Consider the following 16,343-nt stretch of genomic DNA (forward strand, 5'->3'; position numbering starts at 1 on the left):
CATGCGAGGAATAACTTATGCGTTATCAAAAACTGGGCAACACCGGTCTGTTTGTTTCAGAACTGTGCCTCGGCACCATGACCTTCGGCGGTGAAGGCGGCATGTGGGGCAAGATTGGCCAGCTCCAGCAAAGCGAAGCAGAACAGCTGGTGGGCCGCGCGCTGGATGCCGGGATCAACTTTATCGATACCGCGGACGTTTACTCGGAAGGGCGTTCGGAGGAGATCGTCGGCCAGGCGCTGAAAAACCTGAAAATCCCTCGCGAGAACGTGGTGGTCGCGACCAAAGTGTTCGGCGAAACCGGAACGGCAGGGGTGAACTCGCGCGGCAGCTCGCGCTATCACATCAGCAGCAGCGTGAAGGAGAGCCTGCGCCGCCTGCAGCTCGATCATATCGATCTCTATCAGCTGCACGGCTTCGACCCGGCCACGCCGATTGAAGAGACACTGTATGCGCTGGATAACCTGGTGCAGCACGGCCACGTGCGCTACATCGGCGTCTCGAACTGGGCGGCGTGGCAGATTGCCAAAGCGCTCGGTATTTCTGAACGTCTTGGGCTGGCGCGTTTTGCGTCATTGCAGGCGTATTACACCATTTCCGGGCGCGACCTGGAGCGCGAGCTGGTGCCGATGATGCAGAGCGAAGGCGTTGGGTTGATGGTATGGAGCCCGCTGGCAGGCGGCCTGCTGAGCGGAAAATATGGTCGCGACGGGCAGAGCGAAGCCGGTAGCCGCCGTCTGGAGTTTGACTTCCCGCCGGTGAACAAAGAGCGCGCCTTTGACTGCGTGGACGTGATGCGCGTGATTGCCGAAAGCAAGGGCGTCTCCGTCGCGCAAATCGCGCTGGCCTGGCTGCTGCATCAAAAAGCCGTGACCAGCGTGATTATCGGGGCCAAACGCGTCGAACAGCTGGACGACAACATTGCCGCCACCGGGATCCGCTTAAGCGAAGACGAGCTCAAACAGCTGGATGCGGTGAGCGCGCTGCCGCGGGAATACCCTGGCTGGATGCTGGAGCGTCAGGGGGAATATCGCCGCAATCAGCTGGCGCAACAGTAACCTTTTTCATCAGGTGATTTTAAATTTCTTTGCCCATCGTTACAGCAATCGGCGAAAGCGGCTTATTTCACTGAGCATGCTTTTGCCGATTCAACGATGGGCTCTGGCGGAAATCAGCAACCGTCTTTGCAGGTTGCCGCTGGATTTTGCTCAAGAACTCTTACCAGTAGGGCTCGGGGTTCTCTTACTACATCCGTTCCAACTGACAGTACTTTGCCGTCCCGCTCTGCTGAATACTTCGCGACAACATCACCGAATGCATTTCGCTGCAGGGCGACTTCTTGTCCTGCTTTTACCGTATCGCCGGGCTTAACGAATACTTCCGCAAACCCACCCGTGGTCGCTCGTATTGAACTGATAGCATTACCAATATACGTTTTATTGCTGCTGGCGGTTGCGCCGATTTTGCCTTCAATCACCTTATAATGGATCAGTACATTACGGGCACCTTCTACACCCCGGGCAATCATATCCTGCTGGTAAATCCTCGGCTCTCCCGTCTCGGCCGTTATCGCCGGGATACCATTTTGAATAAAGGTGGTTTCCATTGAGCCGGCTTCACCGGGATCTTTCTTAATTTGATCTGCCGGAAAAAGTTCTGCAATAGTCCGGGCATCCGCATTGCGGTAGTCGGCATAAATGAACAGCGGATAAGCCGTTCCGGTAGACTGGGTGTGATAGTCAATCGCCAGGTCGACATTTCCCTTGTAAACGTTATTCCACATCATCCATGCCTGACGCTCGGCAGGGTTACCCGTTTCTTTTCCCGGATGCACGCGGTTGTAGTCGATCGTCTCACCCCCATCGGTTGAAACGGACCATGTCCGGGAGACCCTTTCAAGGCCAGAACGGTTTGGACCAATAATGGCAATAACGCTGCCGTTCATTTTTGCAGGGTCCAGTTGTTCCATCACTTTTTGTACGATGCGCACTCCGTTTAGCTCATCTCCATGGACGCCCGCCTGCAGCAGAACTTTCTTCCCGTCCGTTTTCCCTTTTGCCACCATGATGGGTACATACCAGCGCTGTCCCGTTCCTGTCTCAACCCCCTCGAACATGAAGCGATGTTGTCCTGCTGTCAGGTCTGATACATCCAGAGTCGAGATGACCGGCACTCCCTGTACCTTATCACCCGTATACACCGTTGCCGCGTAAGTCATTGAGCATGGCAGCGCTAAGCTGAGAGCGAATGCGATACGGCCAGTAGATATCTTCATGAGCGTCATTTTCCATTTGATAGAGTTAAGATTTTTATTTTCCGGCCTGGGCCGTGGTTCGTGCTCATTAAGTTAATAGTGATTTTATGAGGCCAGCCAGTGGCACGAGCGGGAAATGTGATTTTGCATAGGCTAAGGCTCCGGCTTCAATAACAGGGTTTGCGCGATTCATTTCCTGCCCGACGTTTTCTTTCCGACATGCCTCACAAAAAACGATCCTCCGCTTTGATCGACATGCCATCTTCACCTATATGACTAGTCATGAATATTTAAATGACTAGTCATATAGGGAGGGAGCATGAACAAATCACTGCCGGCCAATTTTTTATGGGGCAACTCGGTATCTAGCATGCAGACGGAAGGTGCCTGGAATGAGGGCGGAAAGGGGATGTCGGTGTACGACATTCGTGAAGCCGGGGAGAATGTCTCCGACTGGAAAGTGGCGACCGACTCCTATCACCGCTACCGGGAAGATTTCGACCTGATGCAGGATCTGGGGATGAACTGCTACCGCTTCCAGATCTCATGGAGCCGCGTCTGCCCGCTGGGTGACGGCCCGTTCAACGACGAAGGCATCGCGTTTTACGACCGCTTTATCGACGATCTCATCGCCCGCGGCATCGAGCCGATGATCTGCCTGTACCACTTCGATATGCCGCTGGCGCTGGCGCAGGAGTACAACGGCTTCAACGACCGCCGCGTGATGGACGCCTTTATCCGCTACGGCAAAAAGATGATCGACTGCTATGGCGATCGCGTGAAGTACTGGCTGACCTTCAACGAGCAGAACATCTTCCATATGCCGGAAGCGTTTCGCATTTCTGGCTACATGAAAGGCGAGAAAACCCTGCGCGAGCTGTACGAGCTGCAGCACCACACCATGGTGGCGCACATGTCGCTGACCGAATACCTGCACCAGACCAAACCGGGCCAGCTGATGGGCGGCATGCTGGCGCACCAGCTGATCTACCCGGCCACCTGCAAACCGCGCGATATTTTCTGCGCCCAGCAGTATGACGAATTTCTTAACCAGAACCTGCTGCGCGTCTTTGCCGGGCAGGGCTACAGCCCGGCGGTGATGGCGGTGGTGGAGCAGGAGGGCTTCGGCGATATCTACCGCGCTGAAGATTTAGCGCTGCTGGCGCGCACTAAAAACGACTATATGGCCTTCAGCTACTACGCCAGTAAAACGCTGGATAGCGATGCGATCCCGGAAGGCACGCCCGTGAACTATTACCTGCTGCACGGCGAGAAAAATAACCCGTACCTGAAAGCCACCGAGTGGAACTGGCAGATCGACCCGCTCGGTTTTCGCACCATCATTACCCGCTATTACAACGACTGGCGCCTGCCGGTATTCCCGATCGAGAACGGCATCGGGGTGATTGAGTCCTGGGACGGCGTGAACCCGATTGAGGACACCTACCGCATTGACTACCACCGGGCGCATATCAATGCCATGAAAGAGGCGATGTTCGAAGACGGAGCAGAAGTTATCGGCTACCTCGGCTGGGGGTTAATCGACATTCTCAGCTCCCAGGGCGACATGCGTAAGCGCTACGGCGTGGTCTATGTCAACCGTGAAAACCACGACCTGAAAGACCTGAAGCGCGTGCCGAAGAAGAGCTACGCGTGGTTAAAACAGGTTATCCATACCAACGGACGCGAGATGTAAGCCGTACGCTGCCGGGCCGTTTTTGTGACTGATTGATGGGAAATATCCGCTATGTCTGAAACAAAAATAACACCGCACATGCAGTCTTTTGTCGATAAATTTGTAGAGTTCTCGGCGCGCCTGGCAAACCAGGTGCACCTTCGCTCCCTGCGCGACGCCTTCGCCACGGTGATGCCCATTTTCATCCTCGCCGGTCTGGCGGTGCTGGTGAACAACGTGGTGTTTCCGTGGATTTTTCACGGCGACACGCTCGCGCAGTGTAAGGTGTGGGGCGAGGCGATTATCAACGGCACGCTGAACATCGCCGCGCTGCTGCTAGCCCCGATGATTGCCTGGTCGCTGGCGCGCAACAAAGATTTCGACAATCCGGTCTCGGCAGTGGTTATCGCCGTCAGCAGTTTTATCATCATGATGCCGATGCGCTTACAGGTTACGCCCGTTGGCAGCGACGCTGCGGTGAACGTCACGCAGGTGCTGACGTTCGCCAATATCGGCTCAACCGGCATTTTCGCCGGGGTGCTGATTGGGCTGCTCTCAACGGAAGTGTTCATCGCTATTTCGCGCCTGAAGGCGCTTAACATTTCACTCGGTGAAAACGTGCCTCCAGCGGTGAGCAAATCTTTTACCGCGCTGATCCCGACGATCCTCACGCTCTCTTTGTTTGCGGTGCTGGCGGCGATACTGGCAAACGTGCTGCATACGGACCTGATCCATCTCATTACGACCTTTATCCAGCAGCCGCTGCGGCTGATCAACACCAGCCTGCCGGGGACGATTTTTATCTACAGTTTCGGTAACTTCCTGTTCACGCTCGGTATTCATCAATCTGTCGTTAACAGCGTGGTGCTGGAGCCGTTCCTGCTGATCAACACCAACGAGAACATGCTGGCCTTCGCCAACGGCCAGCCGATCCCGCATATCATCAACAACATCTTCGTGCCGACCTTTGGCATGGTGGGCGGTACGGGCAGCACCATCTCGCTGCTGATTGCCATCTTTATCTTCTCCCGACAAAAGTCGGCGAAGCAGGTGGCGCGTCTGTCGCTGGCGCCGGGCCTGTTTAACATCAATGAACCGGTGATTTTTGGCCTGCCGATTGTGTTTAACCTGCCGCTGATGATCCCGTTTGTGCTGCTGCCCGCGATAGGCATTTACGTCGCCTGGCTCTGTACCACGCTGGGGTTAATGTCGCGCTGCGTGGTGATGATCCCGTGGACCACGCCCCCGATTCTCAGCGCCTGGCTGGCGACGGCAGGGGACTGGCGGGCGGTAGTGGTGCAGTTGGCAATCATCGTATTTGGTGTATTCTTCTACCTGCCTTTCCTCAAAATTGCCGAGCGAGTGGCCTTGAAAAACAGCGGGATAGAAAACTAACTGAAAGGAAGGACGATGGCGGCGAAGTACATCACCATAGCGCGGGAAATCAAGAAACGCATTATCAGCCAGCAGTACGCCGCCAATGAACCGCTCCCGGACCAGTTTGCGCTGGCGGCGGAGTTCAGCACCAGCCGGATGACCATTCAGCAGGCGATGCGCCAGCTGATCGTCGAAGGTCTGGTCTATACACGTCAGGGCCAGGGCACATTTATCCGCAAAAACTTCCTCCAGCTCTCGCAGTGGGATCTCTCCGGCAGCGACTACTTCGGCGCGACTAAAACCTGGGAACACCTGGGCAAGGTAACCAGCCAGGTGGTGCATTTTGAGCTGCGCTTCCCGAACGAGAAAGAGCAGGCGTCGCTGATGATCAATGCCGATGCGCCGATCTATGACTTCATTCGCCTGCGTTTGCTGAACGGTGAACCTATGTCGCTGGATTCCACGGTGATGCCGATGAATCTGGTGCCGGGCCTGACGAAAAACCATCTTGAAGGTTCAGTGTTCCAGTACGTGCAGGAGACGCTGGGGCTGAAAATTATGGGGTCGTATCGGGTGGTGCGGGCGCTTAAGCCCAGCGCGCTGGACAGGGAGCATCTGGTCTGCGAGGAAACCGATCCGGTTCTGGAGGTGGAGCAGGTCATTTATCTGGAAGATGGCACAGCGCTGGAGTATGCCCACTGTCACTATCGGTACGACCACGGCGGGATTGTGATCGTGAATAACGGGTAAAAAAAAGCGGGCAAAGAGGCCCGCTTTTTTAATGCTTCTCTATCAGTTCAAACGCACCGGCATACCGGAGCGGTTCTGCACGGCCTGGTCAACAATCGCCGTTTCTACGTCAGGCTGAGAAGTCACCGCCTGTACCGCGCTGTTCAGCGTAACAGGGACGACTTCGTTGTTGTTGATCTGGTCTTCGCTGGTGGACAGCGGGTTGTGCACTTCGATGTAGCGGCTGCCGTCTGGCTCAGAGGTCGCTTTCACCGGTTCATTGATGAACTGCACGCGCGTACCGACCGGCACGTTTTCGAACAGGAATTTAATGTCATCGTTACGCAGGCGCACGCAGCCGTGGCTCACGCGCAGGCCGATACCGAAGTTGGCGTTAGTACCGTGGATAGCGTACAGGCGACCAATGTACAGAGCATACAGACCCATCGGGTTATCCGGGCCTGCCGGTACTACGGCTGGCAGCGGTTCGCCCGCAGCGATGTATTCCGCGTGCATTTTGGCGGTAGGCGTCCAGGTTGGACCCGCTTTCTTACGCTCAACTTTCGTGGTCCAGTTCATCGGGGTGTCTTTACCCAGCTGGCCGATACCGATTGGCAGCACGATAACGGTGTTGGTGCCTTTCGGGTAGTAATACAGACGCATTTCGGCGCTGTTAATCACGATACCTTCATGAACGGTATCCGGCAGGATCAGCTGCTGAGGAATATTCAGCACGGTACCCGCTTTTGGCAGATACGGGTCAACGCCCGGGTTTGCTTCCAGCATGTTAGACAGGCCCAGCTGGTACTGCGCAGCGAAATACTCCAGCGGCTGAGAGTTACCTTCTGGTACCGTCACTACTTGGTTTTGACCCACCAGACGGCTTCCGTCGGTCGGCAGGGGATACGTCACCGCAGACGCGGTCTTACAAAAACCTACTACGGCTAACGCCGCCGCAAAAAGCGTTGTTAATTTCATGTTCATGTTGTGCGAGGTATCTAAGCCATTCTGGCGATGAGTTGATAAGTCTGAATCTGTGATGGGAGCGCATTATATGTGCATTCCCGCTAACAGGGAATTCAGATGTGTACGAAATCACATTTTTTTCGATTTTGTTAAAGTTTAGTGGATTGCCGCAACACGGGATCTCAATTCGGAATTGTGGCATAATGCCGTGTTTATCACACTTTTCGCAGGAATCTCCCCGTGTTAGTTACCAGCAACGTCACTATGCAGTTTGGCAGTAAGCCGCTGTTCGAAAACATTTCCGTCAAATTTGGCGGCGGCAACCGTTACGGCCTGATTGGTGCCAACGGTAGCGGAAAATCCACCTTCATGAAGATCCTCGGCGGCGATCTGGAGCCGACCCTCGGCAACGTCTCGCTCGACCCGAACGAGCGCATCGGTAAGCTGCGTCAGGATCAGTTCGCCTTCGAAGAGTTCACCGTGCTCGACACCGTGATCATGGGGCACGCGGAGCTGTGGGAAGTGAAGCAGGAGCGCGATCGCATCTACGCGCTGGCCGAAATGAGCGAAGAAGATGGCTATAAGGTGGCCGATCTGGAAACGCAGTACGGCGAGATGGACGGTTATTCTGCGGAAGCGCGTGCGGGCGAGCTGCTGCTGGGCGTGGGGATCCCCGTTGAACAGCATTACGGCCCGATGAGCGAAGTTGCCCCTGGCTGGAAGCTGCGTGTGCTGCTGGCACAGGCGCTGTTCTCTAACCCGGACATCCTGCTGCTCGACGAACCGACGAACAACCTGGACATCGACACCATCCGCTGGCTGGAGCAGACGCTGAACGATCGCGACAGCACCATGATCATCATCTCGCACGACCGTCACTTCCTGAACATGGTCTGTACGCACATGGCGGATCTCGACTACGGCGAGCTGCGCGTGTATCCGGGCAACTACGACGAGTACATGACCGCGGCCACCCAGGCGCGCGAGCGTCTGCTGGCGGATAACGCCAAGAAGAAAGCGCAGATTGCCGACCTGCAGTCCTTCGTCAGCCGCTTCAGCGCTAACGCCTCTAAATCGCGTCAGGCAACCTCGCGTGCGCGTCAGATTGATAAAATCAAGCTGGAAGAGGTTAAAGCCTCCAGCCGTCAGAACCCGTTCATCCGCTTCGAGCAGGACAAGAAGCTGTTCCGTAACGCGCTGGAAGTGGAAGCTCTTACCAAAGGCTTCGATGAAGGCCCGCTGTTTAAAAACTTCAACCTGCTGCTGGAAGTGGGCGAGAAGATTGCCATTCTGGGCGCCAACGGCGTGGGTAAATCCACCATGCTGAAAACCCTGGTCGGCGAACTGCAGCCGGACAACGGCACCGTGAAATGGTCCGAAAACGCGCAGATTGGTTACTACGCGCAGGACCATGAATATGAGTTCGAGAATGACCTGACCGTCTTCGACTGGATGAGCCAGTGGAAGCAGGAAGGCGACGACGAGCAGGCGGTGCGCAGCATTCTGGGTCGTCTGTTGTTCAGCCAGGACGACATCAAGAAGCCGGCTAAAGTGCTTTCCGGTGGCGAGAAGGGACGCATGCTGTTCGGCAAGCTGATGATGGAAAAACCAAACATCCTGGTGATGGACGAACCGACTAACCACCTGGATATGGAATCGATCGAATCCCTGAACATGGCGCTGGAGATGTATCAGGGCACCCTGATCTTCGTCTCTCACGACCGTGAGTTCGTCAGCTCGCTGGCGACCCGCGTGATCGAAATTACGCCAGAGCGCGTGGTGGACTTCACCGGTAACTACGAAGATTACCTGCGCAGCAAAGGTATCGAGAACTAAAAACGCCGGGTGGCGGCTTCGCCTTACCCGGCCTACGTTCTATCCCCTCTCCCTGTGGGAGAGGGTTAGGGTGAGGGCATCCGCCCGCACTATACCACCCACTCACTCCCTTCAGCCCCATTCACCAGCAGTTTGCGTTTTTCCCCCGCCGGTAACGACACTTTCATCGCTTTCCACGCTGGACGATAATCCCCACGCGCGTTCACCTTCAGGTTGATGGTTGCGCCGTCGCACGCCATCTCCCATTCCACCCACAGCGCATTGCCGTTCTGGTAGCCCCAGCCTTCACCGTCGTCTTCAAACAGCAGCCCCGAGCTTGTGCCGACGCCTTTCACCGGGAACAGCTTCAGCTCGCGGGTCGTATCTTTTTCGGCACTCACATGCGTGATGCGCTCGCTCAGCGGCAGACCGGCTCCGGCGCGCACCAGCAGCGGCAGTTTTTCCAGCGGCGCATCGAGGACGATCGATTGTCCGCCCGCATACCACGCGTGGGTGTAAAAATCGTACCAGCCCGTTTCGTTATCCGGCAGCCAAACCCGGCGCTCGCGCTGCCCGGCTTCGACCACGCTGGCGACCAGCAGGTCGCGGCCAAGCAGGAAGTCGTCGCACTCTTCGAAGGTCTGCGCATCGCGCTCGTGGTCGAGGAAGGTCGGGCGCAGCATCGGCTCGTCGTCGGCGTGCGCCTGCCAGAGCAGGGTGTAGAGATACGGCAGCAGGCGGTAGCGCAGCTCAATCGCGCCGCGAATGGCAGGCGTGACGCCCGGATACATCCACGGCTCGTTGACGGTGTGGTCATCGTTCCACGAGTGAATGGTAAAGCGCGGGTGCATCACGCCGTTCTGCACCCAGCGCACGAACAGCTCGGCGTCCGGCTTGTCGCCGGAGAAACCGCCGACGTCGTGGCCGACGTTGAACAGCCCGGACAGGCTCATGCCCAGCCCCATGCGGATGTTATAGCGCAGCGTGTCCCAGCTGGTGCGGTTGTCGCCGCTCCAGGTCTGAACGTAGCGCTGCATCCCGGCGCATCCGGAGCGGGAGATGAGGTATGGGCGTTTTTCTGGCGCAAAGCGCTGCTGGGCTTCCAGCGAGGCGCGCATCATCAGCAGCGGCATGACCGGGCGAATATGCTTGATGGCGATCTCCTTGCCGAAGCCAAAGCAGCGGGCTTCTCCGTCCCACACTTCGTACTCGTTGTTGTCGTTCCAGGTAGAGTCGATGCCCATCTCCAGCAGCTGCGTGGTGACGCCGTTCTGCCACCACTGCACCGTCTGCGGATTGGTAAAGTCGAGGTGCGAGCCTTCGTCATCCCAGAAGCTGGAGCGCTCGGGTGCATCGGTTTCTGAATCGCGAATGAACAGGCCACGCTCCGCCACTTCGTTGTAGCGCGGATGGTCCTGCAGCAGGCACGGCTTGATGTTAGCCGCAAGCTTCAGTCCCGCGTCGTGGAACACCTGGCTCATTACCTTCGGCTGCGGCACCTTGTCGTAGTTCCAGTTGAAGACGTAGCGCTTGCCGTTGATGGAGGTATAGCCGGAGGAGAGCTGGAACGAGTCGCACGGAATGGCGTGCTCTTCGCACAGGCGGATGAAGTTCATCAGCTGGTTTTGCGCGTCCGGCGCGTCGGTGTAGTGCATGGTCGAACCGCTGTAGCCCAGGCTCCATTTCGGTCCGAACAGCGTTTTCCCGGTGAGGCGAACAAAGGCTTTGGTAACGTCCAGCACGCGTTTGCCGGTAAAGATGTAGTAGTCGATATCGCCCGCTTCCGCCTGCCAGCGGCGATAGGCGGTATGGTAGTTGTCGATCTCGTTGCCCAAATCCAGCCAGCAGCTGCTCAGGTTGTCGTAGAACAGGCCGTAGCTCACGTCGTCGCGGCGGGTGATAGTGAAAGGAATATGCTTGTAGAGCGGGTCGGTGCTGGCGGCGTTATAGCCCATGGCGTCGAGGTTGCGCATCTCATAGCGTTTACCGTTGCGCTGCAGATCGCCCGCTTTCTCGCCCAGGCCGTAGAAGCGCTCGTCCTTGCGGCGGCTCAGGTAGTGCGCCACGCCGTCGCCGTGGGCGTTCAGCAGGTAGGCGCTGGTGGGGCGGTCGTTGACCAGCGGCTGCCACTCGCCCGCGTCATTGCGATAGTGCCACTCCAGCCACAGCGGCTGGTGCACGGTGACGCGCAGCTGTTCGGTTGCCACGGTCAGCGTCTCACCCTGCTGAGTCAGCGTCCAGGTCGGGCAGGTGAAGCCGCTTATGTCGTCACGACGGCGGCCTTCCCAGGGCACGTCTTTTTCCGGAGCGATACTCCAGGTGCGGTCCAGCGCCAGCTCGCCCTTGCGTTTGATCAGCACGCGGAACAGGTTCTCTTCCAGCACATACAGGCACAGGCGGTGCTGGTTATCGACCAGCAGTTCCAGATGGTTTGCCGACTGTATATCAACGGTCCAGTTTTTCAGGGTTTTCATATGCAATACATCCACTATCAGGCGCGCTTGGCGCGACGTTCAGCAATAAATGCTACCAGGAAGACGGCGCCAATCAGGTCAAAGAAGCCCATGGCGATAAAGAGCGGGTTAAAGCCGATTTTGTCGGCGGTCACACCGATTAACAGCGAGAACAGGAAGCTGGCGATCCACGCCGCCGAGCCGCGCATGCCGTTGACGGTCGCCATCTGACCTTTGTCGAAGGACTCCACGACCAGGGCGCTAAGCATGCAGGAGATGATCTGATGCCCGAAGCCGCCGATGGAGATCAGCACAATGGTGATATACGGGTCGCGGGTAATGGCCACGATGGCCAGCGAGATCATCAGGAACGCGCCGGTCACGGAGCTGGCGACGACCGAGTTAACGCGGGAGCAGCCGAACAGACGGGTGTACAGACGCGTCAGGTAGCCGCTCGCCACGCTGCCGAGGTCGGCGGCGAGGAACGGCAGCCAGGCAAACATCGCAATCTGCTTCAGGTCCATACCGTGCTCTTTGGCGAGGTACAGCGGTACCCAGAAGCTCAGCACAGCCCAGGCGGGTTCCGCCATAAAGGCCGGGATGGCGATACCGTAGAAGCGTTTGTTTTTCGAGACGGTTTTCAGCGCGGTCAGGAAGGGCAGTTTGACGGCAGGCGGTTCGTTATCCTGCTTGATAAACGCCAGCTCGTCCTTGCTCAGGTTCGGGTGCTGCTCCGGGTTGTGGTAGAACGCCCACCACAGGATCACCCACAGCAGCGCCAGCACGCCGGTAAACATAAACGCGCCCTGCCAGCCGAGCGAGGCGTGAGCGAAGTAGATGATAGGCGGAGCCAGCATCGCGCCAATGGAGAAGCCCACGCCCGCCCAGCCGGCAGCAACGGGACGCTCTGATTTCGGGAACCATTCGCCGATGGTTTTGGCGTTCGCCGGGGTAGCGGCGGCCTCAGAGGCACCCATAAAGAAGCGTAGAATGGCCAGGTGCAGCCAGCTTCCGGCACCTGCGTGGAAAATACACATCAGAGCCCAGATCCCGGCGCAGACCATAAAGCCAATCTTCAGGCCAATGACGTCAATCAGCCAGCCGCACAGGGGCTGGAAAATGGTGTAGGCGATCTGGAAGGCTCCTACGATCCAGGAGTACTGCTCGGTGGTGATCCCGAGGCTCTCTTTCAGTTCCGGGGCGAGGATCCCGAGCGAGTTTCGGGTGATGTAGTTAACGGTAACGCCAAGTAAGAACAGCACCAGCACGTACCAGCGCAGGTTCTTGATGACGCGACGGGTTTTGCTTGTCGCAACGGTGTTATTGATGTCCTGACTCATTTTACTCTCCACAAGACGGACGGTAAGGGGACGGAGGTTCAGGTGTCACACGGATTTTTATGTCTTTGATTTTTATCCGTTTAAAATTCTTAATCTGGTATACAACTAGTATGGAAGTTGTGTGACAAGTTCACCTTAAGGAAGAAAATGAGTGGGCAAAAGTGGATTTTGTGCAAAATTTCTCATAACTGACGAAAAGTCTCTGGCAAGATGGTATTTATGTCAGTAATTGCCTGACGAATACGCTATGAAAATTTTTTCATTTCGCAAATGGAGCCAGATCACAAAATGGACAAAAGGCTAAAAATCACCGAGATCGCGGCCCGCACGCAGCTCTCGATCAGCACCGTGTCGCGGGTGCTGGCGGGAAAAGCGAATACCAGCGAAAAGGCGCGCGCAAAGGTGCTGGCGTGCGCGCGGGAGCTGGGGGTGATGGAGGGTATGGCGGCGGGACGGCTGCTGCTCAATAGCCTGGTGGTTTTTGCCCCTCAGCGTGCGTTCGACGAGCGGTCCGACATCTTTTACTACCGTGTGATCCAGAGCGTGAGTAAAGGCCTTGCATCCCACGATGTGCGCTTGCGCTACTGCGCGCTGGAAGAGAACGATAGCGATGCCCAGCTGTTTCTGGCGCGCATGAACGAGGCGGATACCCAGGCGGCAATCCTTCTTGGCATCGACGACCCGCATATCCACGATCTGGCTGTGGATGTCGGCAAACCCTGCATGCTGATTAACTGCCGTGACCGCCACATGTGCCTGCCTGCCGTCGCGCCGGATCATCGCGCCATTGGCGAGCGGGCGGCGGAATATCTGTTTGAGATGGGACACCGTGAGGTAATGAGTGTGCTGTGCCTGCGCCGCTATACCATGGAGCTTCGCCTGACGGGGATCCGCGACGCGTGGCAGTCTCACAACCTGAAATTCAACGACAAGCGCGATCTGCTGGTGGTGCCCAGCTTCAGCGCACGCGAAAGTGAACAGGCAGTCAGCAGCTGGCTCAGCGAAATGCAGGGCAAGGATTTGCCAACCGCATTTTTGGTTGGCGGCGATTTTATGGCGGCGGGCACCATCAGCGCATTGCAAAAAAGAGGATTGCGCGTGCCGCAGGACGTGTCGGTGATGAGCATTGACGGGTTTAACCTGGCGGCAATCCAGGATGTTCCATTAACGGCCGTGCACGTTCCTCGCGATGAGCTGGGAACGGAAGCGGTTTATATGCTCCAGCAGCGGCTCATGCGCCCGGACGCGCCGGTGGGGACGTTACTGCTTAACGGCACGCTGGCCGTTCGGGAATCGGTACGGCGGATACGTCAGGGGAAACGACGCACCGCCGTTGAGCGGGAAGGTTTGTATGACAGTTAAACCATGCCCAGCGCGCGCTTGCCGTGGATGTTGAGATCGTTCACGGTAAAGCGGTCCTGCCAGCTCTTTTCATAATCTTCGCGCGGGAAATCTCCCGGTGACGCGCCGGTTTCAAGCGCTTCCTTGACCTTTTTGGCGTACGCAAGGTTCTTCTCGCACATCGGCGCGGCAGGAATGTACATCACGTTGCCCCAGCCCTGCTGATTTTCCACCGGCGCGACGGAGTGGATCACATCGCAGTGCCACCACACGGAATCGCCCGCGTCGAGCGCCGGAATGCTGCTTAATGCTTCGATGAGCAGCGGGTGCCACTTCTCGGAAACCGGCAGCACGCGCCCCGGCGCTACGCCGCACAGCTCGTCTTCCGGCACGTCGTCCAGCAGCGGGCGCAGCAGGATATAGGCCATCGCTTCCGGGATTGGCACTACGTGCAGCAGCCCCTGACCGGGGATCATGTCCGACAGCGCCGTCCAGCCCTGGAAGGTGCGGAATACCGAGCATTTGGTGGTGTTATCGACGGTATACTCTTCCACTTCGGTACGGTGCGCGGCGTTCCACGGATCGTATTTCTCGACGTTGCCGTCAAACACGCGGGCAAAGACCTGCTGATAGGCCGGCAGCAGCCAGCGCTCCAGCGCGCCGGAGTCGGTATGGGCGCCGAGTCCTTTCGAGGTGGTTCCCGGCGGACGGCGGCGAATACGGTCCGGATAAATCACGCTCACGTCCGGGTCGAACCACTGCTTGCCGTTGCTCTCGAACGTCCATAAACGGTTCAGGAACGACTGCACCTGCGCCATCTCTTCGCTCTGACGCGCCTGCATTTGCGCCTGCGACCAGTAGATCGGGTAAATCTCCGGACGGGAGGCCGTTAAGGTGCCGAAGAAGTTATCGCCAGGCCCTTTGTACACTTCGTCAAACTTGTTCAGATCGAGGTAGTCGAGCATCGACTGATCCCACGCCAGCGCCTGCTCGCGGGGGAAGTGACCTTTAATCACCGCGCAGCCGCGGCGTTTAACGGCCTCGCGCTGTGCGTTGGTAATCGTGCCGTTTTTCACATCCGCAAACGGAATCACCGGCCAGACGGATTCGCCTTTGTTCTTAAGAGCGTTGATTTCCGCCACGCGGGTGGCAATTTTATCGCTGAGCTTATTAAACACCGCCTGCACGTCGCCGATCTGCGCGCGTAGCTCACGTTTCAACTGACGGATTGCCGCTTTGTGATCTGCCGGCAAAGTTTCACTGGTAAAGGTCATAACTGCCTCGCATCTTTCATTCGAAAGTCAAAATGTCTACAAGTGATACTTTAAGTTAAAATTAAGTTAATGCAAGTTTAAAAACTTGACGCAAGCCACAGGACGGGAAAAGAGTCAGGCTGCCGGAGCAAGGCTCCGGCGAGGAGAAGATCAGGCGTCGAACGGGGAATGGTTGTCGAGCACGGCCTGAATGACGTTCAGCGCGCCCTGATGGTTGTTGTCGTCGGTGCTGTAGCGGCTGATTTCTTTGATGCTTTCCGCCGCGTTACCCATCGCAAAGGAATATTTTACCAGCTTCAGCATCTCGGCATCATTGCCGCTGTCGCCAATGGCCACGCACTCCTGAGGGGAGATTTTCCAGCGCTTCAGCAGACGGCTGATGCCGTTGGCTTTGTGCAGGCCGGGGATAATCAAATCGACAAACCCAAAGCCGCTGGTGACCGGCTTCATGATGCCGTCCAGGGAGACGTGCAGCTTATCCACCAGATTCGGGATATCGCTATCCGGCAGGTTAAGGGAGAACTTGAACAGCACGTCGTCAATGTCGCGGTAATCGCTGATGCGCTTTAAGCGGTGGTAGTGCTTTGACATCAGCGCCACGAAGGCGTCCGGGGCTTTGTCGCTGACGTAGGCGCTCTCCAGCCCGCAGGCCACGAAGTTCAGGCCTTTGTCTTTCAGCAGTTCGCCAATCACGATCTGCGATTCATGGCGCGTCAGCTCGCCGTGAAAAATCTGTTCTCCGCGGTCGAACACCAGCGCGCCGTTTTCCGCCACGAAGGAGATCCGATCTTTTAGCTCTGGAAAGAAGGAGATGAGCTGGTAATACTGGTTGCCGCTGGCGACAACGAATTCAATATCGCGGGCTTTAAGCTGTTCAAACTGTGCCTGGAAGCGGTCACGATCGTACTGCTTGGCATCATCAAGGAAAGTTCCGTCCATATCGGTGACGATAACTTTAACGGTCATACTGTGCTCCTGGGTCACTGCGTTTTGAAACATTCTAATAACAAGGTGACGGGGAGCACAAATTTAATTTCATTCGAAAGTAAAAGCAAAACGGCAACCGAGGTTGCCGTTTTTAGTGTTTTCTCCCTCTCCCCGTGGGAGAGGGGAGGGGTG

At 56.9% G+C, this 16,343-nt stretch carries 12 protein-coding genes; 6 read left to right on the top strand and 6 right to left on the bottom strand.

What is annotated here, in order from left to right:
• Window positions 1-17: 17 nt before the first annotated feature.
• Window positions 18-1,058 carry an aldo/keto reductase gene (locus tag KGP22_RS06750; protein WP_223581710.1) on the top strand — a complete coding sequence of 347 codons (1,041 nt, stop codon included), beginning with the start codon at window positions 18-20 and terminating at the stop codon, window positions 1,056-1,058.
• Between the two features lie 113 nt (window positions 1,059-1,171).
• On the opposite strand, the gene KGP22_RS06755 is transcribed toward KGP22_RS06750, so the two are convergent.
• A complete protein-coding gene (locus KGP22_RS06755; RefSeq protein ID WP_223581712.1) occupies window positions 1,172-2,275 on the bottom strand; it encodes a succinylglutamate desuccinylase/aspartoacylase family protein in 1,104 nt (367 codons plus the stop codon).
• A 298-nt stretch (window positions 2,276-2,573) separates the two neighbouring features.
• Here KGP22_RS06755 and KGP22_RS06760 point away from each other — a divergent pair, with 298 nt between their 5' ends.
• Genes KGP22_RS06760 through KGP22_RS06770 form a run of 3 tightly spaced genes read left to right on the top strand, consistent with a single transcriptional unit; the run spans window position 2,574 to window position 6,056 of the window.
• The gene (locus tag KGP22_RS06760; RefSeq protein ID WP_223581714.1) at window positions 2,574-3,950 is read left to right on the top strand and encodes a glycoside hydrolase family 1 protein; all 1,377 of its coding nucleotides are present in this window, start codon (window positions 2,574-2,576) and stop codon (window positions 3,948-3,950) included.
• Between the two features lie 51 nt (window positions 3,951-4,001).
• Window positions 4,002-5,324, top strand: a complete 1,323-nt coding sequence (locus KGP22_RS06765; protein ID WP_223581716.1) for a PTS transporter subunit EIIC — start codon at window positions 4,002-4,004, stop codon at window positions 5,322-5,324.
• A gap of 15 nt (window positions 5,325-5,339) precedes the next feature.
• The gene (locus KGP22_RS06770; protein ID WP_115874566.1) at window positions 5,340-6,056 is read left to right on the top strand and encodes a GntR family transcriptional regulator; all 717 of its coding nucleotides are present in this window, start codon (window positions 5,340-5,342) and stop codon (window positions 6,054-6,056) included.
• 42 nt (window positions 6,057-6,098) lie between these two features.
• On the opposite strand, the gene ldtB is transcribed toward KGP22_RS06770, so the two are convergent.
• Window positions 6,099-7,019 (bottom strand): L,D-transpeptidase, encoded by a 921-nt coding sequence (gene ldtB, locus KGP22_RS06775; protein WP_023335026.1) that lies wholly within the window; start codon window positions 7,017-7,019, stop codon window positions 6,099-6,101.
• Window positions 7,020-7,241: 222 nt separating this feature from the next.
• Between ldtB and KGP22_RS06780 the strand changes: the two genes are divergently transcribed.
• Complete coding sequence (locus KGP22_RS06780; RefSeq protein ID WP_024908697.1) at window positions 7,242-8,837, top strand: ABC-F family ATPase; 1,596 nt, start codon at window positions 7,242-7,244, stop codon at window positions 8,835-8,837.
• A gap of 89 nt (window positions 8,838-8,926) precedes the next feature.
• On the opposite strand, the gene KGP22_RS06785 is transcribed toward KGP22_RS06780, so the two are convergent.
• Window positions 8,927-11,290, bottom strand: a complete 2,364-nt coding sequence (locus tag KGP22_RS06785; protein ID WP_223581718.1) for a glycoside hydrolase family 31 protein — start codon at window positions 11,288-11,290, stop codon at window positions 8,927-8,929.
• Window positions 11,291-11,307: 17 nt separating this feature from the next.
• Window positions 11,308-12,609: an MFS transporter gene (locus KGP22_RS06790; RefSeq protein ID WP_223581720.1), complete on the bottom strand. Its 1,302-nt coding sequence runs from the start codon at window positions 12,607-12,609 to the stop codon at window positions 11,308-11,310.
• A 288-nt stretch (window positions 12,610-12,897) separates the two neighbouring features.
• Between KGP22_RS06790 and KGP22_RS06795 the strand changes: the two genes are divergently transcribed.
• The gene (locus KGP22_RS06795; RefSeq protein ID WP_223581722.1) at window positions 12,898-13,971 is read left to right on the top strand and encodes a LacI family DNA-binding transcriptional regulator; all 1,074 of its coding nucleotides are present in this window, start codon (window positions 12,898-12,900) and stop codon (window positions 13,969-13,971) included.
• Here KGP22_RS06795 and KGP22_RS06800 read toward each other — a convergent pair.
• Window positions 13,968-15,224 (bottom strand): DUF1479 domain-containing protein, encoded by a 1,257-nt coding sequence (locus KGP22_RS06800; protein ID WP_149366222.1) that lies wholly within the window; start codon window positions 15,222-15,224, stop codon window positions 13,968-13,970. The two genes, KGP22_RS06795 and KGP22_RS06800, sit on opposite strands and share 4 nt — an antisense overlap.
• A gap of 150 nt (window positions 15,225-15,374) precedes the next feature.
• On the bottom strand, window positions 15,375-16,190 hold the full coding sequence (locus KGP22_RS06805) for a Cof-type HAD-IIB family hydrolase (protein ID WP_045417410.1): 816 nt from the start codon (window positions 16,188-16,190) through the stop codon (window positions 15,375-15,377).
• Window positions 16,191-16,343 lie beyond the last annotated feature (153 nt).

It is taken from the genome of Enterobacter sp. JBIWA005 (assembly GCF_019968805.1).
Lineage (GTDB): Bacteria > Pseudomonadota > Gammaproteobacteria > Enterobacterales > Enterobacteriaceae > Enterobacter > Enterobacter vonholyi.